The organism is Arenimonas sp., assembly GCF_035721105.1.
GTDB lineage: Bacteria > Pseudomonadota > Gammaproteobacteria > Xanthomonadales > Xanthomonadaceae > Arenimonas.
Genome location: NZ_DASTNG010000042.1, coordinates 37,471 through 59,466, shown reverse-complemented (window position 1 = coordinate 59,466; position 21,996 = coordinate 37,471). Strand labels below are relative to the sequence as shown.

The 21,996-nt window shown below is 72.4% G+C and carries 14 protein-coding genes; 9 read left to right on the top strand and 5 right to left on the bottom strand.

Going from position 1 to position 21,996, the window contains the following annotated elements; all coding sequences use genetic code 11:
• Positions 1-57 precede the first annotated feature (57 nt).
• A complete protein-coding gene (locus tag VFQ84_RS06165; RefSeq protein ID WP_325130287.1) occupies positions 58-882 on the top strand; it encodes a hypothetical protein in 825 nt (274 codons plus the stop codon).
• A gap of 61 nt (positions 883-943) precedes the next feature.
• Entirely contained in the window at positions 944-1,888 is a 945-nt protein-coding gene (locus tag VFQ84_RS06160) for a mitochondrial fission ELM1 family protein (protein WP_325130286.1), read from the top strand.
• A 162-nt stretch (positions 1,889-2,050) separates the two neighbouring features.
• Here VFQ84_RS06160 and glnE read toward each other — a convergent pair whose 3' ends face one another.
• Positions 2,051-4,843: a bifunctional [glutamate--ammonia ligase]-adenylyl-L-tyrosine phosphorylase/[glutamate--ammonia-ligase] adenylyltransferase gene (gene glnE / locus VFQ84_RS06155; RefSeq protein ID WP_325130284.1), complete on the bottom strand. Its 2,793-nt coding sequence runs from the start codon at positions 4,841-4,843 to the stop codon at positions 2,051-2,053.
• 391 nt (positions 4,844-5,234) lie between these two features.
• The gene (locus VFQ84_RS06150) at positions 5,235-6,449 is read right to left on the bottom strand and encodes a magnesium transporter (RefSeq protein ID WP_325130282.1); all 1,215 of its coding nucleotides are present in this window, start codon (positions 6,447-6,449) and stop codon (positions 5,235-5,237) included.
• A gap of 160 nt (positions 6,450-6,609) precedes the next feature.
• Here VFQ84_RS06150 and VFQ84_RS06145 point away from each other — a divergent pair, with 160 nt between their 5' ends.
• The 5 genes from VFQ84_RS06145 to VFQ84_RS06125 all read left to right on the top strand — a co-directional run bounded on the left by VFQ84_RS06145 (position 6,610) and on the right by VFQ84_RS06125 (position 13,423).
• Complete coding sequence (locus tag VFQ84_RS06145) at positions 6,610-7,686, top strand: efflux RND transporter periplasmic adaptor subunit (protein ID WP_325130280.1); 1,077 nt, start codon at positions 6,610-6,612, stop codon at positions 7,684-7,686.
• Positions 7,687-7,691: 5 nt separating this feature from the next.
• Positions 7,692-10,745: an efflux RND transporter permease subunit gene (locus VFQ84_RS06140; protein ID WP_325130278.1), complete on the top strand. Its 3,054-nt coding sequence runs from the start codon at positions 7,692-7,694 to the stop codon at positions 10,743-10,745.
• Positions 10,746-10,896: 151 nt separating this feature from the next.
• Positions 10,897-12,480 (top strand): flavin monoamine oxidase family protein, encoded by a 1,584-nt coding sequence (locus VFQ84_RS06135; RefSeq protein ID WP_325130344.1) that lies wholly within the window; start codon positions 10,897-10,899, stop codon positions 12,478-12,480.
• On the top strand, positions 12,477-12,935 hold the full coding sequence (locus tag VFQ84_RS06130) for a cytochrome c (RefSeq protein WP_325130275.1): 459 nt from the start codon (positions 12,477-12,479) through the stop codon (positions 12,933-12,935). The genes VFQ84_RS06135 and VFQ84_RS06130 overlap by 4 nt, the downstream gene beginning before the upstream one ends.
• A gap of 2 nt (positions 12,936-12,937) precedes the next feature.
• On the top strand, positions 12,938-13,423 hold the full coding sequence (locus VFQ84_RS06125) for a RidA family protein (RefSeq protein ID WP_325130273.1): 486 nt from the start codon (positions 12,938-12,940) through the stop codon (positions 13,421-13,423).
• A 34-nt stretch (positions 13,424-13,457) separates the two neighbouring features.
• Here the strand turns inward: VFQ84_RS06125 and VFQ84_RS06120 are convergent, their stop codons facing one another.
• Positions 13,458-15,860 (bottom strand): serine/threonine-protein kinase, encoded by a 2,403-nt coding sequence (locus VFQ84_RS06120; RefSeq protein ID WP_325130271.1) that lies wholly within the window; start codon positions 15,858-15,860, stop codon positions 13,458-13,460.
• Between the two features lie 144 nt (positions 15,861-16,004).
• A complete protein-coding gene (locus tag VFQ84_RS06115) occupies positions 16,005-16,529 on the bottom strand; it encodes a hypothetical protein (protein WP_325130269.1) in 525 nt (174 codons plus the stop codon).
• Between the two features lie 249 nt (positions 16,530-16,778).
• Between VFQ84_RS06115 and VFQ84_RS06110 the strand changes: the two genes are divergently transcribed.
• Both VFQ84_RS06110 and VFQ84_RS06105 read left to right on the top strand, forming a co-directional pair.
• Positions 16,779-17,861 (top strand): hypothetical protein, encoded by a 1,083-nt coding sequence (locus VFQ84_RS06110; protein ID WP_325130266.1) that lies wholly within the window; start codon positions 16,779-16,781, stop codon positions 17,859-17,861.
• An 18-nt stretch (positions 17,862-17,879) separates the two neighbouring features.
• A complete protein-coding gene (locus VFQ84_RS06105) occupies positions 17,880-18,347 on the top strand; it encodes a hypothetical protein (protein ID WP_325130264.1) in 468 nt (155 codons plus the stop codon).
• A 106-nt stretch (positions 18,348-18,453) separates the two neighbouring features.
• On the opposite strand, the gene VFQ84_RS06100 is transcribed toward VFQ84_RS06105, so the two are convergent.
• A complete protein-coding gene (locus VFQ84_RS06100; protein WP_325130342.1) occupies positions 18,454-21,978 on the bottom strand; it encodes a S8 family serine peptidase in 3,525 nt (1,174 codons plus the stop codon).
• Positions 21,979-21,996: the final 18 nt, after the last annotated feature.

Sequence of the window (21,996 nt, the reverse complement as noted above, 5' to 3'; positions counted from 1 at the left end):
TTCCGCCGTCCCCTCGCCGCGCCGCCCGGCGCGCGAGCCTCGCCACGGAGACGTCGCATGACCCGCACCGCCCTGTTCGCCGCGCTGCTTGCCCCCGCCATCGCGCTGGCCGCCCCACCCCCGGAGGCCGACGGCTTCCGCTCCCCGCCGCTGGCGGACGCGCTGGCCGCCGGCCAGCAGACCCTCGCCCGCGAGGCCAAGCCGGCCAAGGCCGGCGCCATCACGCCGTTGGCGCTCACCGTCGAGGACGTCGGCGACCCCGACACCTTCGGCAAGGCCGTGAAGTGGCTGGGCCTGGTCTCGATCAACATGACCCTGACCGACAACTGCTCGCCGGTCGCCGGCGAGCCCGCGCTGGAGAACTGCATCGAGCTGGCGCCCGCGCCGGCGCCCACGCCCATCAACGCCCCGGACCTGGCCAGCATCACCCTGCCCGGCCGCAGCGCCGAGAGCCTGCTCTGCCACTGGCAGACGCCGATCGTGTCCTACAGCCTGGCCAACTACACCGGTGCGCCGGCGCAGTACAGCTTCCGCCTGACCCCGACCTACCGCTTCGAGAGCGAGGTGCTCGACGACCCGGCGCTGATCAACCCGGCCACCGGCCTGCCCTTCGGCGGCTCGCTGAGCACGTCGCTGACCTCGGTGAACCGCTTCGGCACGCTGCAGCCCGACGAGTACGAAGTGCAGTACGAGTCCGGCACCCGCATGTGCATCGGCGGCGTGCTGAGCCAGCGCAGCCTGGTGCAGCAGTGGGGCCTGACGGAAGCGCAGGCGCGGCGCTTCTTCCGCCGCCCGATCACCATCGTGATGGGCCTGAGCGGCAATACCCGCCTGGTTGACGGCGCCAGCATCAACTTCGGCACCCGCTTCGTCGGCGACTGATCCCGACCCGCCGGCGGCGCGCGATTCGCGGCGCCGCCGGTTTTCCGGCTAGGCTTCGGCCATGCCGCACGACTCCCCGACCTGGTGCCTCCACGACGGCGCCGCCGGCCACCGCCAGCAGGCGTGGGCTCTGGCGCGCGCGCTCGACCCCGCGGCGCGCGAACTGGCGCTGGTGACGCGCGCGCCCTGGTCCTGGCTGGCGCCGCGGCGACTGCCCGGCGCCGACGCGGCCTTCGGCGCCGCCTTCCGCACGCTGCTGGACGCGCCGCCGGCGCTGGCGGTCGGCTGCGGCCGGCGGCCCGCCCTGGCCACGCGGCTCCTGGGCGCGCGCGGCACGCGGACGGTGCAGCTGCTCGACCCGCGCCTGGATCCGTCGCACTGGGACCTGGTCGTGGCCCCCGCGCACGACGGCCTGCGCGGTCCGAACGTGGTCACGCTGTGCGGCAGCCTCAATCCGGTCGACGACGCCTGGCTGGCCGACGGCCGGGCGGCCTTCCCCGGCTTCGCCGCCCTGCCCTCGCCGCGCACCGTGGTGCTGCTGGGCGGGCGGACGCCGGCGGTGCGCTTCGACCGCGGCGCGTTCGAGGTGATGGCGGCCAGGCTCGAGCACTGGCTGGCGGTGCAGGGCGGCAGCCTGCTGGTGATCGGCTCGCGGCGCACGCCCGCGCAGCTGGCGATGCTGTCGCGCAGCTACTGGGCCGACACCCCGGGCCTGCGCTGGTTCGACGCCAGCGACGGCCCCAATCCCTACGCCGGCGCGCTGGCCTGGGCCGACCGCGTGGTGGTGTCGCCCGACTCGGTGAACATGGTCTCGGAAGCCTGTGCCACCGCGGCGCCGGTGTACGTCGCCGAACCCGGCCGCGCGACCGGACGCGTGAAGCGCTACCTCGACGACCTCCTGGCCCGCGGGCGCATCCAAGCGCTGGGCAAGCTGCCGCATGACGTGGCGGCCGAACCGGTGCGGGAGTTGGCGCGGGTCGTGGCGGCTTTGAAAGAACGGCTTTGAAAGAGCGGTTTTTTGGACACGGATCAGAGCGGAAAGAGCGGATAAAAGCGGATACGGCAAACAGGGATGGGCGCACGGCGGGACGTCATTGCCTTGCGAAAACCCATCCCAAGTTTTTTAGCCTTATCGGCTCTTATCCGCTCTTTCCGCTCTGATCCGTGTTCAATACGCCAACCCGACTTCGCGACAGGCCTCCATCACCGCGCGGCGGGCCGCGTGGAGGGCCTCGTCGGGGGCGACCAGGCGGGGCCGGAGGTCGAGGGTGCAGTCCAGGCCCATGTCGAGCATCAGGGCATGCGCCGCCAGCAGGGGCTCGAGGCGTTCGGGCGGCAGGGCGCCGGCGTCGGCCAGGGCGTGCAGCAGGGCGGGCGTGTCGCGCGGCTCGCACAGGGCCGGGTGGGCGTGCGCGAACTGCAGCACGCGGGCCTGCACCAGGAACTCCAGGTCCACCAGGCCGCCCTCGCCCTGCTTCAAGTCGAAGCGCAGCGCATTGCTGCGGTCGAGTTCGGCGCGCATGCGGCGGCGCATCGCCACCACGTCGTCGCGCACGCCGTCGGGCTCGCGCGGCTGCGCCAGGGTCTCGCGGCGGATCTGTTCGAAGGCCGCGCACACCGCCGGGGCGCCGGTGATCGCCCGGGCGCGCACCAGCGCCTGCCGCTCCCAGGTCCAGGCGCGCTGGCGCTGGTAGTCGGCGAAGCTGTCGATCCCGGACACCAGCATGCCGGTGGCGCCGTCGGGCCGCAGCCGCACGTCCACCTCGTAGAGCTTGCCGGCGGCGGTGACCGTGCCCAGCAGGCTGACCAGGCGCTGCGCGAGGCGGCCGAAGTAGCGGGTGGCGTCGAGCGGCCGGGCGCCGTCGGAGGGCGCGTCGGCGGCGGCGTCGTGCAGGAACACCAGGTCCAGGTCGGAGCTGAAGCCGAGCTCGTGGCCGCCGAGGCTGCCGTAGCCCAGCACCGCCAGGCCCGCCCCGGGCACCCGCCCGTGCGCGGCGATGATGTCGGCCTCCGCCAGGTGCAGGGTCGCCGCCAGCAGCTCCGCCGCCAGCGCCGCCAGCCGGCGCGCGGCGTCGGCCGGCGGCAGCCGCAGGCCCAGCGTGGCCAGCGCCAGCCGGAAGCCGATGGCCTGGCGCAGTTCGTTGAGCGCGGTCAGCGCGGCTTCCGTGTCGCCGGGCGGGAAGGCCGCGCGCGCCGCCGCGACCAGTGCGGTGATCTGTGCTTCGTCCGGCACCGGGCCGGCGGCGCGCGAATCGATCAGTTCGTCGAGCAGCAGCGGATGCGCGGCCAGGCGTTCGGACAGCAGCGCGCTGCGCGCCGTCACGTCGGCCAGCCGCGCCAGCGCCGCGGGCTGTTCCTCCAGCAGGGCCAGGTAGCTGGTGCGGCGGGTGACCGCCTGCAGCAGGGCCAGCCCGCGCGGCAGGGACGCGTCCGGCGCCTCGCTGCGCGCCGCCGCGGCCAGCAGGGCCGGCATCACGTTGTCCAGGCGCTGGCGCCCGCGGCTCGACAGCGCGCGCACCGCGGGCGTGCGGGCGAAGTCGCGCAGGGCCGCGTCCTGGCGCTCGGGCTGGGCGAAGCCGGCGTCGGCCAGCGCCTCGGGCGTGCCGCCGTCGGGCAGCGCGCGCCAGTACTGCACCAGCGCGCTGGTCGGGGCGCGGCGGCGACCGCGGGCCTCGAGCAGCCCGGCGAACTCCTCGGCGACCACGCTGCGGTGGCCGTCGAGCGCCTCGAGCATCGCCGCCTCGTCGCGGTGGCCCAGCGCCAGCGCGATCCGGCGCCGCGACAGTGGATCCTCGGGCAGCGCGTGCACCTGCTGGTCGGCCAGCATCTGCACGCGGTTCTCCAGCCGGCGCAGCCCGCGGTAGGCGGCGGCCAGGCGCTCGGCCGTGGCGGGACGGACGTGGCCGGCGCTGGCCATGCCGGCCAGGGCCGGCAGCAGTGCGCGGCCGCGCAGCGCCGGCTCGCGCCCGGCGCGGATCAGCTGCAGCGCCTGTACCAGGAACTCGACCTCGCGGATGCCGCCGGGGCCGAGCTTGAGGTCCTCGGCCAGTTCGCGCCGCTGCACTTCGGCGCTGATCAGCGCCTTCATCTCGCGCAGGCCATCGAGCGCGCTGTAGTCGAGGTAGCGCCGGTAGACGAAGGGCCGCAGCGTCGCCAGCAGGCGTTCGCCGGCGGCGAGGTCGCCCGCCACCGGCCGCGCCTTGATCCAGGCGTAGCGTTCCCAGTCGCGGCCTTCGCGCTGGTAGTACTGCTCCATCGCACCGAAGCTCAGCGCCAGCCGGCCGCTGGCGCCGAAGGGCCGCAGCCGCAGGTCGACGCGATGGCAGAAGCCGTCGGCGGTGACGTCGCCCAGCAGCTGCGCCAGGCGCTGGCCCAGCCGCGTGAACCAGGCTTCGGCATCGAGCGCGCGGGCGCCGTCGCTTTCGCCGTGTTCGGGGAAGGCGTAGACCAGGTCCACGTCCGAACTGAAGTTGAGCTCGCCGCCGCCCAGCTTGCCCAGGCCGAACACCACCAGCGACTGCTGTTCACCGGCGGCGTTGCGCACCACGCCGTGGCGCTCGGCCAGCTGGTCCGACAGCGCCGAGACCGCCGACTGCAGCGCCAGGTCGGCGATGCGGCTGCTGCCGGCCAGGGTGGCGTCGACGTCGTCGAAGCCATGCAGGTCACGCCACACCAGGCGGGTCGATTCGGCCGTGCGCCAGCGGCGCAGCAGGGTGCCCCAGTCGGCGTCGGCGCCCGCCTCGAGGCCCGGCGGCGCGGTCATGGGCGCGTCCAGGGACCGTGCCAGCGCGGGCTGCCGGCACAGGGTGTCGATGGCGAAATCGCTGCACAGCGCCAGCCGCGCCAGCCGCGCGCGATCGGTCGGGTCGGCCACGGCCTCGGGCGCGCGCTCGGCCAGTCGCGCCATCGCGCGCTCCAGCAGTGCGGCGAGGTCGGCGTCGAGGTCGGGCAGCGGGGTCATGCCGCGATTCTGTCATGCACGGGGTGGTTTGCACGCGCGGGGGCGCTCGGGCGTGCGGGGCTTTTCGTGCTTGCGGCGCTTCTCGTGCTCGCGGGGCTTCGCTTGCTTGCGGCGCTTCTCGTGCGTGCGGGGCTTCGCTTGATTGCGGCGCTTTTTGTAGGAGCGCCTTCAGGCGCGAAGCTTCTCGCGAAAAGATTCGCGCCTGAAGGCGCTCCTACAAAAAACAGGGGAATCGCGGGGGGAGGGGGGGGCGGCGAAAAAAGAAAAGCCCGCAGCGCTTGGCAGCTGCGGGCTTTTCGGCTCCCTCCCCCACGTCGGAAGCGAAAACATCGTGGCCCGGGCCCGGGATCGATGCACGTTGCAGTGCAGCAATCATTGCTGCACCCCGGCGTCAGAGCACCAGCCAGGCCACCAGGCCGAGGAAGCTGCCCATGCTCACGACGTCGGTGAGCGTGGTCAGGAAGATGCTGGAGGCCGTGGCCGGGTCCGCACCCAGGCGCTTGAGCACCAGCGGGATCAGCGAACCCGCCAGGCCGGCGACCATGCAGCTCAGCGCCATCGCCGCCAGCGTGATCCCGCCCAGCAGCAGCGCATTGCTGCTGCCGTCGCGCGACACCACGAAATACATGGCCGCGCCCGCCAGCGCGCCCGTCACCAGTCCGTTGAGCAGGCCCAGCAGCGCTTCCTTCATCACCAGCCGGGCCACGCCCAGGCCGCGCAGTTCGCCCAGGGTCATGCCGCGCAGCATCACCGCCAGCGCCTGGCAGCCCAGGTTGCCGCTCTGCCCGCCCAGCACCGGCAGGAACATCGCCAGCACCACCACGCGCTCGAGCGTGTCCTCGAAGTAGCCCACCACGCCGGCCGCGACGAAGACCGTGAGCAGGTTCACCAGCAGCCAGGGATTGCGGAACCGGAAGGCACGCCACAGCGGCGTCGCCAGCCGTTCTTCCTTCTCGACGCCGACCATGGCGCCGGCCTGGGCGGAGATCTCGAACGCCTGCTGCTCGAACAGGACCTGCCCGCGCACCTGGCCGACCAGCCGGCCGTCCTCCTCGCAGACCGGGTACACCGGGTAGTGGCGGGTCACCACCTCGCGCATGGCTTCGACCAGCGTGGTGGCCGGGCGCAGGCAGAACGGCGAGCGGATCATCACCTCGTCCAGGCTGCGCGCACGGTCGGCGTACAGCAGCTCGCGGAAGGCCACCACGCCCAGCAGGCGCTGCTGGCCATCGACCACCCACAGGTAGGTGACCATGCGCGTCTTCACCACGTCGCGCAGGGCGTCGATCGCCTCGGCCACCGGCGTGCCGCTGGCGAACACGGCCGGCGGATCCTCCAGCAGGCGGCCCACGGTGCCCTCGGCGTAGCGCTGGCCGTCGCCCCAGTCGGTGCCCGCCGGCGCCGCCGCCATCACGCTGGCGCGGCGACCGGGCTCCATGTCGGCCAGCAGGCTGTTGGCGCGGGCCGGCGGCATCCGCCCCAGCAGGTTGGCGATCTCGAGCGGGGCCGCGTCCTCCAGGCGCTTGAGCGCGGTGTCGTTGTCCAGCGCCGCCAGGCGCTTGGCGCGATCGGGCGCCTCGGTATCGGCGTGCGGCGTGGTGGTCATGCTGGCTCCAGAGACGGCCCCGGTAGGAACGGCAACAGGCTACCCAAAAGGACATCGCCCGGGGTGGCTTAAGCCGCGCCAACCCGGGCGGCGCCGCTCACGTCCGGCCCGCGGTCGGCTCTGCGACAATGCGCACCATCGCTTCCGCCGGCCCCTTGCCATGACCCGATCGCGCCTCCCGGCCCTGCTCCTGCTGTCCACCCTGCTGCTGGCGGCCTGCGCCGACGACGCGCCGCCGGCCGAGCCCGCGCCCAGCCTGACGGTGAGCGTCGCCGCGCCGCTGCAGCAGACGCTGCCGCAGCGGGTGGTCGCCTCGGGCTCGATCGCCGCCTGGGAGCCGATGGCCCTGGGCGTCGAACTGTCCGGCCAGCGTGTCGCCGAGGTGCGGGTGGAAGTCGGCGACGTGGTCGCCAAGGACCAGCCTCTGCTGCAGCTCGACACCCGCAGCCTGCAGATGGAGCTGCGCCAGGCCGAGGCCGTGCTGGCCCAGGCCGAGGCCAGCCTGGCGGTGGCCAGCGCCAACGCCCGCCGCGGCGAAACGCTGCGCCGCGAGCGGCTGATCTCCGACAGCGAGGCCGACCAGCTCGCCTCCGGCGAACTCACCGCCAAGGCCCAGCGCCAGACCGCGCAGGCCCAGCTCGACAACGCCCGCCTGCGGCTGGGCTTCGCCACCCTGCGCGCGCCGGCGGCCGGCGTGATCTCGCAGCGGCTGGTGCAGCCGGGCCGGGTGGTGTCGGCCGGCACCGAGCTGCTCACCCTGATCCGCGACGGCCGCCTGGAATGGCGCGCCGAGCTGCCCGAGCGCGACCTGATCCGCATCACGCCCGGCGTCGCGGTCGAGCTGCAGGGCCCGGACGGCGCCGCCGTCGCCGGCACCGTGCGGGCGGTGTCGCCAGCGCTGGATGCGCAGAGCCGCACCGGCGTGGTCTACGCCGACCTGCCCGCGCCCGGCGCGCTGCGCGCCGGCATGTACGCCCAGGGCGCGCTGGTGCTGGGCGACCTGCCCGCGCGCACCGTGCCCGACCAGGCCATCGTCGAGCGCGACGGCTACCGCTACGTGTTCGTGCTGGGCGAAGGCGACGTCGTCGCGCAGCGCCGGGTCGCACTGGGCGTGCGCGAAGGCGGCGTGGTGCAGGTGCTCGAGGGCCTGGCGGGCGACGAACAGGTCGTGGTCGAAGGCGCCGGCTTCCTGGCCGACGGCGACCGCGTGCGCGTGGTCGCGGCCACCGGGGGCTGAGCCGCATGAACTTCTCCGCCTGGTCGATCAACCGGCCGCTGCCGGCCATCCTGCTGTTCATCCTGCTGACCCTGGTCGGGCTGTTCGGCTTCCGGCAGCTGGCGGTATCGCGTTTCCCGGACGTGTCCTACCCCGGCGTCACGGTCACCGTGGCGCTGCCCGGCGCCACGCCCAGCCAGCTCGAGACCGAGGTCACCCGCAAGGTCGAGGACGCGGTCGCCAGCCTGGCCGACATCAACAAGCTGGTCAGCACCGTGGTCGAAGGCTCGTCCACCACCTTCGTCGAGTTCCGCATCGGCAAGCCGCTGGACGATGCGCTGGACGAGGTGCGTGACGCCGTCACCCGCATCCGCGCCGAGCTGCCGGCCGACATCGAGGATCCGGTGGTCGCGAAGATCGAGATCGTCGGCGGCACCCTGGTCACCTACGCGGTCTCGTCCGACAGCCTGGGCGAGGACGAGCTGAGCTGGTTCGTCGACAACGACGTGACCAAGAAGCTGTTCTCGGTGCGCGGCGTCGGCACCGTGGTGCGCAGCGGCGGCATCACCCGTGAAGTGCAGGTGGACCTGCGGCCGGGCGTGCTGGCGGCCTATGGCATCACCGCCGGCGACGTGTCGGCGCAGCTGGCGCGCTCGCAGCTCGAGCGCTCGGGCGGCCGCGCCACCCAGGGCAGCAGCGAGCAGGCGATCCGCGCGGTCGCCACCGTCGACAGCGCGCGCCAGCTCGAGCAGTTCCCGATCGCGCTGCCCGACGGCCGCCAGCTGCCGCTGTCGGCCCTGGCCACGATCACCGACGGCAACGCCGAGCGTCGCCAGCTGGCCATGATCGACGGCCAGCCGGTGGTGAGCTTCGGCATCAGCCGCACCCGCGGCTCCAGCGAGATCGCGGTCGGCGAAGGCATCGAGGCGGCCATCGAGGAACTGCGGGCCGAGAACCCGCGCATCGAGTTCAAGCTCGTCAGCACCGCAATCGACGAGATCCGCGCCTCGTTCGGCTCGTCGATGGCGATGCTGTGGGAAGGCGCGGCGCTGGCCGTGCTGGTGGTGTGGTGGTTCCTGCGCGACTGGCGCGCCACCTGGATCTCGGCGCTGGCGCTGCCGCTGTCGATCATCCCGACCTTCGGCGTCATCTGGCTGCTGGGCTTCAGCCTGAACATGATCACGCTGCTGGCGCTGGCGGTGGTGGTGGGCATCCTGGTCGACGACGCCATCGTCGAGGTCGAGAACATCGACCGCCACCTGGCCATGGGCAAGTCGCCCAAGGCCGCCGCCACCGAGGCCGCCGACGAGATCGGCCTGGCCGTGATCGCGACTTCGGCGACGCTGGCCGCCGTGTTCATCCCGGTGGCCTTCATGCCCGGCATCGCCGGCAAGTTCTTCCTGGAGTTCGGGTGGACCGCGGCCACCGCGGTGATCTTCTCGCTGATGGTGGCGCGCCTGCTGACGCCGATGATGGCGGCCTACCAGCTCAAGCCCAAGCCGCACGTCGAGAAGGAATCGGCGCTGATGACGCGCTACCTCCGGCTGGTCGAATGGGCGCTGGCGAACCGCTTCCTGACGCTGGGACTGGCGCTGGCGATGTTCATCGGCTCGCTGGCGCTGGTGCCGCTGATCCCGGCCACCTTCATCCCGGGCTCGGACCTGGGACGCAGCAACCTGAGCCTGGAGCTGCCGCCCGGCGCGCGCCTGGAGCAGACCGCGGCGATGAGCGAGCGCGCCCGCGCGCTGATCAGCGACATCCCGGAGCTGCGCCAGGCGTATGCCACCGTCGGCGGCGTGCTCGACCTCGGCGACCCGGCGGTGAACGGCATCGGCGAAGTGCGCAAGGTGACGATGGTGCTCGACTGGGGCCCCGAGGGCAGCCGCGACCGCAGCCAGAAAGACCTCGAGCGCGAGGTGCGCCGGCGCCTGGAGCAGCTGCCCGGCGTGCGCCAGCGCTTCCTGAGCAGCGAGCCCGGCGAACAGCTGATGCTGGTGCTCAGCGGCGACGACCCGGTGCGCCTGTACCAGGCGGCCGGCGAGTTCGAACGCGACCTGCGCTCGCTGCCCGGCCTGGGCACGGTCAGCTCCACCGCCTCGCTGCTGCGTCCCGAGCTGGTGATCGTGCCCGACCCGCGCCGCGCCGCCGACCTGGGCGTGTCCACGGTCGACATCGCCGAGGCCGCGCGCATCGCCACCAGCGGCGACTTCCGCCAGCGCCTGGCCAAGCTCAACCTGCCCGACCGCCAGGTGCCGATCCGCGTGCGCCTGTCCGAGGACAGCCTGTCGGACGACGCCCTGCTGTCGCTGCTGCGCGTGCCCAGCGCCAAGGGCGGCACGGTGCCGCTGTCGGCGGTGGCCGAGATCCGCTCCGGCACCGGCCCCTCGCAGGTCAACCGCTTCGGACGCCAGCGCAACATCACCTTCACCGCCGAGCTCAACGGCCGTCCGCTGGGCGACGTGATGGCGGAGGTGCAGAAGCTGCCGTCGCTGCAGCGGCTGCCGCCCGGCGTGCAGGTTCAGAACACCGGCGACTCCGAGATCTTCGTCGAACTCTTCGTCGGCTTCGCGCTGGCGATGGGCGCGGGCCTGTTCTGCGTGTACGCGGTGCTGTTGCTGCTGTTCAACCACGCCAGCCATCCGCTGATCATCCTGATGGCGGTGCCGCTGTCGGCCGGCGGTGCCTTCGGGCTGATGCTGGTCACCGGCACCCTGCTGTCGCTGCCGGCGCTGATCGGCCTGCTGATGCTGATCGGCATCGCCACCAAGAACTCGATCCTGCTGGTGGACTACGCGGTGATCGCCGAGGACGAAAAGGGCATGCCCATGCACGACGCGCTGGTGGATGCCTGCCGCAAGCGCGCGCGCCCGGTCATCATGACCACCATCGCCATGACCGCCGGCATGCTGCCGATCGCGCTCGGCCTGGGTGCCGACGCGTCCTTCCGCCAGCCGATGGCGGTGGCGGTGATTGGCGGCCTGATCACCTCGACCCTGTTGAGCCTGGTGGTGATCCCGGCGGCGTTCGCGGCGATGGAGGACTTCACCCGGCGCTTCACCCGCAAGCCGCAGGCCGGCTGAGCACGGGGCGGGAGGCGCCCCCGGGCGCTTGGGCCGCCCCGGGGTGGCCGAAGCGGCCCGCCGCCCGCGTTGGTCTTGGTCAGGCGCCCGTCCGTGGATGGACAGGCCGCGCCGGGGGACGTCCATGGGCCAGGCGACGATCGCGTCCTCGATGACGCGCCGGCAGCTGCTTCGGATGATCGGCATGACCGCCGGCAGTGCGGTGATGTACCAGGCCATGACCAGCCTGGGCCTCGCCGCCGAATCCAGCTTCCGGGCCATGCCTTCGCTGGGGGCAGCACCCCCGGGCGCCTCGGTGCTGGTGCTGGGCGCGGGCATCGCCGGCATGGTCGCCGCCTTCGAGCTGCGCAACGCCGGCTACCGGGTGCAGGTGCTGGAGTACAACCACCGCGCCGGCGGTCGCGTGATGAGCCTGCGCGGCGGCGATACCTATACCGAGCTGGGCGGGGAAACCCAGCACTGCCAGTTCGACGAAGGCCTGTACATCAATCCCGGGCCGTGGCGGCTGCCGCATCACCACCACGGCATCCTGGGCTATTGCCGGCGGCTGGGCGTGCCGCTGGAGAACTTCGTCCAGTGCAACTACAACGCCTACCTGCACAGCGCCCAGGCGTTTGGCGGCAAGCCCCAGCGGATGCGCGCGGTGAAGGCCGACTACCAGGGGCACGTGGCCGAGCTGTTGGCCAAGGCCACCCAAGGCGGCGCGCTGGATGCGCCGCTGAGCGCGCAGGACCAGGAGATCCTGCTGGCGTCGCTGCAGTGGTGGGGTGCCCTCGACCAGGACTACCGCTACGCCCCTTCGAATTTCAGCAGTGAGCGTCGCGGCTACGACAAGGATCCCGGCGGCGGCCTGGGCGGGCGACCGGTGTTCTCGCGCCCCATCGGGGTTTCCGACCTGCTCGGCGCCGGGCTTTGGGGCTCGCTGCCGATCGCCGACCTGTACGAGATGCAGGGCACGCTGATGCAGCCGGTCGGCGGCATGGACCGGATCGCACAAGCCTTCGCCCGCGAACTCGACGGGCTGATCCGCTTCAATGCCCGCGTCGTCGAGATCCGGCAGGACGGCGGCGGGGTGCGCGCCATCTACGAAGACACCGGCGACGCCGGCCGCCACCACGAAGCCCGTGCGGACTGGTGCGTGTGCACGATCCCGCTCTCGATCCTCGGCCAGATCCCCATGGACGTGGGCAGCGCCATGACCCAGGCGATCAACGCCGTGCCCTACGCGTCGGCGGTGAAGGTGGGCCTCCAGTTCAAGCGCCGGTTCTGGGAAGAGGACGAGCACATCTATGGCGGCATCACCTACACCGACCTGCCCATCGGCAACATCAGCTATCCCAGCCACGGCTACCACGACCGCGGCAAGGGCGTGCTGCTGGGTGGCTACCTATGGGGGCCGGATGCGATGAGGTTCACCTCGATGTCGCCGGCCGAACGGGTGCAGGCGGCGGTGGCGCAGGGCCGGCAGATCCACCCGCAGTACGACGCCGAGTTCGACAGCGGCGTTTCCGTCGCCTGGCATCGTTCGCCGTTCACGCACGGCTGCTTCGGCCTGTGGACCGACCAGACGCGCGAACGGCACTACGACGACCTGTGCGCGTTCGACGGCCGGATCGTGCTGGCGGGCGAACATGCGTCCTTCCTTCCCGCCTGGCAGGAAGGCGCCGTCACCTCGGCCCACGACGCCATCACGCGACTGCACCAGCGCGCCCTGTCCGGGAGCCAGGCCGCATGAGCCCGCGCCCGGGAACACGACGCTTCGCCGGCTGGCGCCTGCTGGCCCTGGCCGCGGGCCTCGCCGCGCCGGCGCTCGCGGTCGAGCCCGCGGCGCCCGATCCGGCCGGCATGCTGGGCGTCACCGGCGGCGCAGAGATCTATGCGCAGGTCTGCCAGGGCTGCCACATGCCCGGCGGCCGCGGCGCCCAGGGCGCGGGCCAGTACCCGGCACTGGCCGGCAACCCCCGGCTCGCGTCGGCGCCGTTCGTGATCACCACCGTGCTGGGGGGGCGGCGCAACATGCCCGCCTTCGACGCCGACCGGGCGCCCGCCGGATTCTTCCCGCCCACCTGGCTCACCGACGAGCAGGTGGCCAACGTGGTCAACTACCTGCGCACCCAGTGGGGCAATGACTACCCTGATCCGGTCACCGCCGCCGACGTGCGCGCCGTTCGTCCCGAAAAAGGAAACTGAGCATGCGCAAGTTCCTCCTGTTCCTGCTGCTGGCCCCGACGCTTGCGACGGCGGGCGACGTGGTCCGGCACAAGCTGCCCAACAACAGCACCTTCCCCATTGCCGCCGCCGTCGAAGTCCCGGCGGGTGCGACCACGGTCTACCTCAGCGGAACGGTGCCGCCGGTGGCCGACGCGACCGCGCCTGCCGGCACACTGGCGGCCTATGGCGACACCGAGCAGCAGACGATCAACGTGCTCAAGGCCATCCAGGCCCAGCTCGAGGGCCTGGGGCTGACGATGGGCGACGTGGTGAAGATGCAGGTCTACCTGGTCGGCGTTCCCGCGATGGACGGCCGCATGGACTTCGGCGGCTTCATGAAGGGCTACAGCCAGTTCTTCGGCACCGAAGGCCAGCCGAACCTGCCGGTGCGCTCCACGTTCCAGGTGGCGGCGCTGGCCAACCCCGGCTTCCTGGTCGAAATCGAAGTCACCGCCGTCCGGCCCTGACGGCCGGCCCGGGCGGTCGCGAAGCGCCGCGCGATCACGGCAAGGCCGGCTCGGTCGGCGTGATGCCGGCGCAGGACGGCACGGGCGGCGAACGCGGGCGGCGGCACAGGCCGTCGCGCGTATAGCGGGCGCCCTGCACCACGTAGTCCGGGGGTTCCGCCAGGCCCGCCAGCTCGGTCTCGGCCAGCACCAGCGTTTCGCCGGCTTCCAGGAAGCGCTTGCTGTTGATCAGGGCACCGGCCCGGATGAGCTTGGCGAATACGGTGTACTCGTTGGCCTCGGGATAGGCGCGGCCGGCGACACCGACCGCTTCGGTCGCCAGCGCCAGGCCGTCCTCGGCGTCGCCGCGCATCAGGGCGACCTGGGCCAGGTCCAGCAGCGGCATCACCATCGCCGGATGGCTGTCGCCCAGCACCGAACGCCGCATCGCCACGGCGCGCTGGCGCATCGCGTACGCCTCGTCGGCCTTGCCCTGGTCGTCGAGCAGGAAAGCGCGGTTGTTGAGCAGCGACGCCAGCTCGGCGCTGCCCAGGTCGCTGACCCGTGCGAACTCGGCCTCGGCCTCGGTGAACAGCCGATCGGCTTCGTCCAGCTCGCCCAGCCCGTGGGCGGCATAGGCCAGGTTCGACAGCAGCACCGCCTGCGCCGTCGGCGCCAGCGTGCCGGGCGCCGGCTCGGGCAAGGCCCGGGCCTGCTCGAGGGTGGTGCGCGCTTCCGGGTAATTCTCCCGGGTCAGGTAGTACTGGCCCAGGTTGGTCAGCACCAGGCGCCGGAGCGGCGCCTCGTCCCGGCCGCTCGCGACCAGGTCGTCGAGCAGCGAGCGCAGCATGGCCTCGCCTTCCTCGTCGCGACCCTGGGCCAGGCGGAGCTGGGCGATGGCCTCGCGGATCTGCAGGGTGCGCAGGTGCCGGGCGCCCATCGACTGCTCGCTCTCGGCCAGGGCCTTGGCCAACTGGGTCTCGGCCGCCGCGAGCTGGCCGCGGTTGAGCAGGCTGTAGCCAAGCGAGAAGCGCACGCCCGAGGCCAGGTGGGGACGCCCGGCGAAGCGCTTGTCGACCGCGTCCACCGCCAGGTCGACGGCCTCGTTGAGGGTGAACTCGCCGCCGGAGGAATACGGGTCGGTCAGCTGCAGCACGCCCATCAGGAACTGGTTGATCTCCTCCATGTCGCTGGCGGCGCGCCGGGCTTCGCCGGCCTGCCAGAAGGCCACGCCGCTGGCGCCCAGGATGGCGGCCAGCGCCAGCGAGGCGGCGGCGGCGCCGATGCGGTGCCGGCCCAGGAACTTGCGCAGGCGATAGCCCGTCGAATCAGGGTGGGCCTGCACCGGTTCGCCGGCGAGGTAGCGGCGGATGTCGTCGGCCATTTCCTGCGCCGAACCGTAGCGGCGGCCGGCGTCCTTGTGCATCGCCTTGGCGACGATTCGTTCGACGTCCACGGTCAGCTGCGCGCGCCGGCGCCGACGCTCTTCGTCGGTGATCGCGGCGCTCCCGAGCTTGCGGACCATCGGCTCGGGCAGGGTGTCGCAAACCACGTGCTCGGCCTCGGCCGGGCGCAGGCCGCCGAGTTCGTAGGGCCTGACGCCGGCCAGCAGCTGGTAGAGCATCACGCCCAGCGAATACACGTCCGAGCTGGTCGTCAGCGCTTCCTGGCGGACCTGCTCGGGACTGGCGTAGGCCGGCGTCATCGCGCTCAGCGAGGTCTGCGGCTTGCCGTCGTCGCCCAGCGGCTCCTGGCCCAGGATCTTGGCGATGCCGAAATCAAGCAGCCGCGGTTCGCCGTTCGCAACCACCAGGATGTTGTCGGGCTTGAGGTCGCGGTGCACCACCAGGTGGCGGTGGGCCTCCTGCACGCCGTCGCAGACCTTGCAGAACAGCGCCAGCCGCGCGGGCACGTCGAGCTTTTCGCGCTTGCAGTACTCGGTCAGCGAGATGCCGTCGACGTACTCCATCACCAGGTAGGGGATGCCGGTGGCGGTGCTGCCGCCGTCCAGGATGCGGGCCACGTTAGGGTGGCTCATGCGGGCGAGGATCGTGCGCTCTTCCTCGAAGCGGGTGATCAGCTGGCGGCGGAAATCCGCGGTCGCCAGCAGGTGCACCGGCCGCACGAGCTTGATCGCCACCTGCTGGTCGTAGGCGTTGTCGGCGCGGCGGCCCAGGTAGACCACGCCCATGCCGCCGGCTTCCAGCGGCCTCACCAGCTCATAGTTGCCCAGGCGCTCTCCGGCCTGGGGAAATTCCGGCGGGGTTTCGTCCGGCAGCACCTCGGTCTCGTCCATCGTCACCGACGTGGCCAGTTCGGCACGCAGCAGGCCCTGCACCCGCCCGGCCACTTCGGCCGGCACCGCCTGCGCGGCCAGCCAGGCCTCGCGCTGGCCCGGCGGCTGCGCCAAGGCCTGCTCGAACAGCTGCAGGACCTGGATCTCAAGTGACGTTGCCATGCGTTTCCCCCCGGCCGCCCAGCGCCACGACGTTACCAGATGTCGCGGGCAGGCCGGAAAGCGACGCGTCCGATGCCGGGCGACGCAGGAACGAAGCCAAAAAAAGCCCCGCCGGAGCGGGGCTGGATAACGATTCCGGGTGGCTCAGCGGGCGCAGGCCTGGCCTTCACCGGGAATGCAGACGTTGCGCAGGGTGTCGTTGGCGCCGGAGCGGGCGCCGCGAGCCTTCTCCTCGCGCTGGGCGACGGTCAGGCACTCGGTGGTCGGGAAGCGGGAACCCAGGCGGATTTCCTTCTTGCAGACCATGCGGCCCTTGTCGTCGTTGCGGATCATCGCGGTGATCAGCTCCTGGGCGTTGTAGAGCTCGATGCGCTCGTCGGGCTGGAGCTCCATCGCGTTCTCGTGGCCTTCGAGCAGGTCGGCGATCTTGTTGCGCGCGGTCTCGGCCTGGGCCATCGAGCCGCGCTTGAGCCGGCCGTAGGTTCCTTCGCGGGCCAGGGCCAGGCTCTCGTCGATTTCGTCGACGAAGGCCTCGGCGTCGGTGATCTTCTCGGCCTCGGCGTCGGCGCGCTGGGCCAGGGAGGCGGTTTCGGTGTCTTCGGCGATGCGCGCCTGGGCGGCGAGCGGCAGCGCCAGCAGGCAGGACAGGAACAAGGTGCGGAGCTTCATGATGGGTCTCCTGTTGTCGGGGCGGGTTGGCCGGTGCCGGACCCTCGGACCTCCGAGCATACCGTGCAGGCCGCGTGAAGCAAGTGCCGGGCGCGGGGCACGCCACCTCGCCCGCGCTGGCGCTGTTTTCCGGGCGCACGGCGGGTATATGCTCCGGCAACACGAGGGCCGCGGGCCGGCGCAGGGGACAAGGCGCCCGCCGGCGGCCCTGGTTCGTCCCACCCACGCATCCACCCCAGGGGTCGTCCTATGAACCGTTCCTCCATTGCTCTCGGGATTCTCATCGGCTGCGCCGTGCTCGCCGGCAGCGTCGGCGCAGCGTCCGGCGACAGCCGCGAACAGCAGCGCCGATCGGACCTGGTGCTGCGGATCGTGGAAAAGTGGGGCGAGCACGTCGAGGGCGCCTACGCGCGTCCGGCCGAGGCCTGGAGCAAGGACATGGTGCCGCTGCTGATGCGGACGCCGATGGCGTCGCTGCAGCGTGCCGCCGATGCCCGCACTTTCGAGGAAATGAACGACGCGCTGCTGGCCAAGGCCGCGCCCGTGCCGGAGATGCCGCGCGCGGACCTGGCGCGCCCGCGGGTCTCGGGCAGCAGTGCCGCGCAGCCGGCCGAGGCCGACGCCACCCCCCAGGCCATCGGTGACGCCAGCCGCGACCTGGTGTACGTGCCGGTCACGCCCTGCCGCGTCATCGACACGCGCCTGGCCGGCGGTCCTATCCCGGCCGGCGGCACCCGCGACTTCGACATCGCCGCCGCCACCGACTACACCGCCCAGGGCGGCGCCGCCACCAACTGCAACGTCGGCAACGTCGGCACCATCGGCTCGGCGGTCATCAACTTCACCGTGGTGACCCCCAGCATCGCCGGCTTCATCACCGCCTACGAAGCCGGCGGCACCCTGCCGCTCGCCGCCACGGTCAACTACGTCGCCGGCGACATCCGCGGCAACCTCGCCATCGTGCCGCTGGACAGCAGCTCGGCCGGCGCCGACATCAGCGTCTACACGTTCGCGCAGACCCACGTGGTGGGCGACATCGTCGGCTACTTCATTGCCCCGCAGGCGACCGGCCTGGACTGCACGGCGACCTTCGTCACCCAGAACGTCGCCGCCAACGGCGTCTTCGACATCGCCATCCCCGCCTGCCCCGTCAGCTACGCCGTCACCGGCGCCGGCTGCCGCACCCCGGGCTTCAACGAGGCCAACTGGGCCATCAACGGCCTCTACTTGAACAACGGTTCCATGCTGGCCTTCTGCTCGGGACAGAACACCACGGCAGGCGTCATCACGGTCGAAGGCACGGCGCAGTGCTGCCGCGTGCCGGGGCGCTGATCGGCCCTGGCGTCCGCGATGGGATTGCGTAGCCTGGCATTCGCCGGACTGGCCGCGCTGGCGCTGGCAGGCTGCACGGCGCGCACGCCGCCCGCCAACGCCCCGATGGCGCCGGCAGCCGGGCCGGCCGTCTCGCAACAGGCCGACCCTCAACAGGCCGAACTGCAACAGACCGACCCACAACAGGCCGACCCACAACAGGCCGACCCGCAGCCGGCCGCCGACGTCCCGCGCCTGGCCGGGCAGTTCGCCGAACCCAGCCGCAGCTGCAGGACCGACAGCGATTGCGCGGTGAAGGACGTGGGCAACTGCTGCGGCTACTTCCCGATGTGCGTCAACAAGGACGCCAGGACGGATCCGGCCGCGGTCCGCGCCCAGTGCGGGAAGGACGGCATGTCGTCGATCTGCGGTTTCCGGGAAATCAGCGGCTGCCAGTGCGTCGACAACCGGTGCGTGGACCTCACCGACGATGCGGTCGCCCGGTAGACCCGGCGGCGTGGCCGGCAAGCGACCGCCCGCGCAGCCGCATTGAACCCGGAAAAAGGGCCCTGATTCCTCCGGGCCCTCCTGTTTCGATCCCGGCGCGAGCCGGTCAGGGCGTGACGGTCAGCCGCACCGGCACCGCCACCGCCGGCGACACCGGGTCGTTGCTGTTGACGCAGACGAAGCCGCCGTAGGTCGCCGCCGCCAGCGCGGACGAGGCCAGGGCGAGGCCGGTGGCCTGGCTGGCACCTGGCGCCACGGAGCCGCTGGCCGGGCTGAGTGCGCCCAGCCACGGCGCGCCGCAGGCCACCTGGCCGGTGATCGTCGTGTTCAGGCCGGCGAACGCCACGTTGGGCGCCCAGGCGCCGGCATTGGCGAGGTCGATGCTGATCGTCATGAAGCTGCCGCTGCCGGTGGCGGAGCCGAACCGCGCCCACCGGTTGGCGAAGGTGCCGCGGGTGCTGACCACCAGCCAGTAGGTGCCCGGCGGCAGGACCAGGTTCTGGCCCGCGGCGGCGAGGTTGAGCGTCAGGAAGCCCGCCGCCGTGCCCACGCCCGGGGCGTTGGCCGCCGCCGTGTAGCTCCACACTGCCGCGCCCGGATTGGTGGCGGGATTGCCTGCCGGCACGCCGGCCAGGTCCGGATAGATCGACCAGGTCAGGTCGACCGCCGCGCCCGGGAAGGCCGCCCCGCTGACCACGAAGCCTTCGGTGCTCAGGCCGGTGACCTGCGTGCTCGCCACCACCTGGAAATCGTCGGCGGCGAACTGCGCGTTGAAGCCGGCCGTCGCCGGATCCGTGTAGATCGTGCTGCGGAAGCCGCTGTTCACGGCGCCCCGGTCGGCACGGTAGACCGTGGCCGCCGCGTTGCCCGTCGTGGTGGCGGTGTACACCAGCGGCGAACCGCCGGTGTTGCCGATGTCGAAGCTGGTCGAGCCGTCGTTGCCGACCGCGACGCTGGCCGACACCAGGCCGGGCACCGACAGCACCGGCGGCGCCACCGTGACGCCGATCGGCAGCCTCAGGGTGCTGTCCGCGGCCGACTGGGCGCCGCTGTAGATCCGGGTCAGCACCAGCTCGCCGAAGTTCCAGGCGTTGTTGGCCGGGATCGCCGACGTGTCGATGGTCACCGTAACCGTGCGGGACGTGCCGGCGGGCACCCAGATCAAGGGACTGTCGACGCTTCCGGCCAGGCCGGACACGCCCAGCGACCACAGCCCGCCCGAGGTGCCCGGGTTGCGGAAGGTGCGGACGAACTGGCAGGTCGGCGCGCAGTTGGCCCGCGCCATGCTGGGCAGGTTGAGCGTGTGCGTCAGCCCGCCCGTGCCGGGATTGGCGGCCAGGTAGCTGGCCTTGGATTCATCCAGCACCAGGCCGGCCCGGATGGCCCGCTCCAGGCGGATGCGTCCCGAGCCACGCGCGAACGGGTCGGCCGGCGACACCTCGTCCTCGAGGTAGACCTGGGGCGTCGCGGTCATCAGCAGCGCCGACTTGATCTCGGCCACCGTCCAGGTGGGACGCGCCTGGCGGATCAGCGCCGCGGCGCCGGCATTGTGCGGCGACGCCATCGACGTACCGCTGATGACGCCGACCAGCGATTCGGAGCCGGTGATGGTGGTGCCGGCCAGCGTGGCCAGGATGTCCACGCCGGGCGCGGTGATGTCGGGCTTGACCAGGTCGAAGTTGCCGGCGGGGCCGCGCGAACTGAACGAAGCCAGCGCATCGACGACGTTGGGCACGCCCACGGCCGGGAAGGCGATTTGCGCCGTCGTGTTGGCCGGGTTGGCGTTGCCGAAGCTGGCCAACGCATTGCCCTCGGCCTCGGTCACGCTGAACACGGGGACCGTGGTGCCGGGCACCGACGGAACGAGGCCGCCCGCCTGGTTGTTGGCGATGACGACCGCGACGGCGCCCGCGGCGGCGGCGTTGTTGGCCTTGATCGAGAACGAGCAGGTTCCGCGGCGGATGAGCACGATGCCGCCGGTGAAGGCGTCGGCCGCGAAGGCGTTGCAGCCGTCGCTGGTGGTGGCGATGCCGGGGCTGATGAACAGGCGCGTGGTGCCCGGGAGGGTGGCCGAGAACGCCACGCCGCCGCTGCCCGGGGTCACCACGATCGGCTGCAGCGGGGCCGGCACGGGTTCCGGGCCGGTCACCTGCATCAGGAACGCGAAGCCGGCGCGGCCGTGCTGCGACGCCGCGGTCGATGAGGTCCAGGGCTCGAGGTGGCCCATCGTGTTGGGTCCCGGACCGCTGTTGCCGGCCGAGGTGGCGACGAAGATCCCGGCGTCGGTGGCATCGAGGAAGGCCAGGGACGTCGCTTCGGACCAGGGCTCGGCGCCGCCGCCGATCGAGTAGTTGATGACGTCGACGCCGTCGGCCACGGCCTGGTTGATCGAGGCCACGGTGGCCACGTTCGGGCACAGGCCCTGGCCGGTGGCGGTGTTGGTGTAGCAGGCGTCGTAGGCAATGAGGTTGGCGCGCGGGGCCACGCCCGAGATCCGGACCTGGGCGCTGCCGAAGACGACGTCGCGGCGGTTGCCGCCGGCGGTGGACGCGGTATGGCTGCCGTGGCCGTTGGTGTCGCCGAAGCCGGGCTCCTCGCGCACGTCGGTCGCGCCGCACTGGTTGCCGGGGGCGAGGCAGACGAAGTCGTAGCCGCCGATCAGCTTGTCGTTGCAACGGCCGACGTCTTCCCCGCCGGCGGCGCAGGAGCCCAGGTAGACGCCGGCGCCGAGCGGATTGACGTGGACGTAGCCGTCCACCGGGTCGATGGCCGCGAACGACGGACTGCCGAAGTTGATGCCCGAGTCGATCATGCCAATGACGATGCCTTCGCCCTGGACCGCGCTGGCGCCGCCCGGCTGGCTGCTGCTGCCGGCCCACGCGACGGGCGCACCGATCAGGGTCGGGCCGACGTCGGTGTTCGCCAGGTACTCGCGGTAGCCCTCGACCAGGCGCACGCCCGGCAGCTTGGCGACACGGGCCGACGCCTCGGCGGTCATGTCGACCACGATGCCGTTGACGGCATGCTGCATGCGCATGCGCACGTCGAGCGCCCGTCCGGCGACCCCGGCCATGCGTGCCTCCATCTCCAACTGGCGGCCCTGCAGGTAGCCCAGGTAGTCGCGGGCCTCCCGGCTCTGGACGTCGATGCGACGCTTGCCGTCCTTGCCCGACGTCCGGGGCGGCGCCGACAGCGCCGCGAGGTCGCCGCGGTAGGCGGCGAGCGAGGGCTCGTCGAACAGCACGATGTAGGTGCCCGGCGCGGCGTCATCGCGGTGGCCGACCGGGGCCGCCGGACGCTCCACGCCGTCGCCGGCGTTCAGCGCGGGGTCGTAATGGAATCCGCCGCCGGGAAGCCGGGTGCGCGGCATCACGACGAAGCGGCTGGCGTCGGTGCCGCGGCTTCCGGCCTGGCCGCGACGCGCAGCGGGGGCGCTGTCGTCGGCGGTGCCGACGGCGCGCGCAGCAGCCGCGTCGCCACGCGCGCTGCCTGCCGCCTGTGCGGCGGGCGCATCCACCGGACGCGCGGGACGCGCCGCGTCCGCCCGGCGTTCCGGCGCGAAGCGCTGGGCCACGGGACTGGCCACGGCGACCAGGGCCACCAGCGCGAGTGCAGCACCCCACTTCTTCATGCTCACCATGTGTGTCCC

Bases quoted from the DNA above. Each gene is read 5' to 3' on its own strand.
- VFQ84_RS06165 (WP_325130287.1), top strand. From the start codon at position 58: ATGACCCGCACCGCCCTGTTCGCCGCGCTGCTTGCCCCCGCCATCGCG.
- VFQ84_RS06160 (WP_325130286.1), top strand. From the start codon at position 944: ATGCCGCACGACTCCCCGACCTGGTGCCTCCACGACGGCGCCGCCGGC.
- glnE (WP_325130284.1), bottom strand. From the start codon at position 4,843: ATGACCCCGCTGCCCGACCTCGACGCCGACCTCGCCGCACTGCTGGAG.
- VFQ84_RS06150 (WP_325130282.1), bottom strand. From the start codon at position 6,449: ATGACCACCACGCCGCACGCCGATACCGAGGCGCCCGATCGCGCCAAG.
- VFQ84_RS06145 (WP_325130280.1), top strand. From the start codon at position 6,610: ATGACCCGATCGCGCCTCCCGGCCCTGCTCCTGCTGTCCACCCTGCTG.
- VFQ84_RS06140 (WP_325130278.1), top strand. From the start codon at position 7,692: ATGAACTTCTCCGCCTGGTCGATCAACCGGCCGCTGCCGGCCATCCTG.
- VFQ84_RS06135 (WP_325130344.1), top strand. From the start codon at position 10,897: ATGACGCGCCGGCAGCTGCTTCGGATGATCGGCATGACCGCCGGCAGT.
- VFQ84_RS06130 (WP_325130275.1), top strand. From the start codon at position 12,477: ATGAGCCCGCGCCCGGGAACACGACGCTTCGCCGGCTGGCGCCTGCTG.
- VFQ84_RS06125 (WP_325130273.1), top strand. From the start codon at position 12,938: ATGCGCAAGTTCCTCCTGTTCCTGCTGCTGGCCCCGACGCTTGCGACG.
- VFQ84_RS06120 (WP_325130271.1), bottom strand. From the start codon at position 15,860: ATGGCAACGTCACTTGAGATCCAGGTCCTGCAGCTGTTCGAGCAGGCC.
- VFQ84_RS06115 (WP_325130269.1), bottom strand. From the start codon at position 16,529: ATGAAGCTCCGCACCTTGTTCCTGTCCTGCCTGCTGGCGCTGCCGCTC.
- VFQ84_RS06110 (WP_325130266.1), top strand. From the start codon at position 16,779: ATGAACCGTTCCTCCATTGCTCTCGGGATTCTCATCGGCTGCGCCGTG.
- VFQ84_RS06105 (WP_325130264.1), top strand. From the start codon at position 17,880: ATGGGATTGCGTAGCCTGGCATTCGCCGGACTGGCCGCGCTGGCGCTG.
- VFQ84_RS06100 (WP_325130342.1), bottom strand. From the start codon at position 21,978: ATGAAGAAGTGGGGTGCTGCACTCGCGCTGGTGGCCCTGGTCGCCGTG.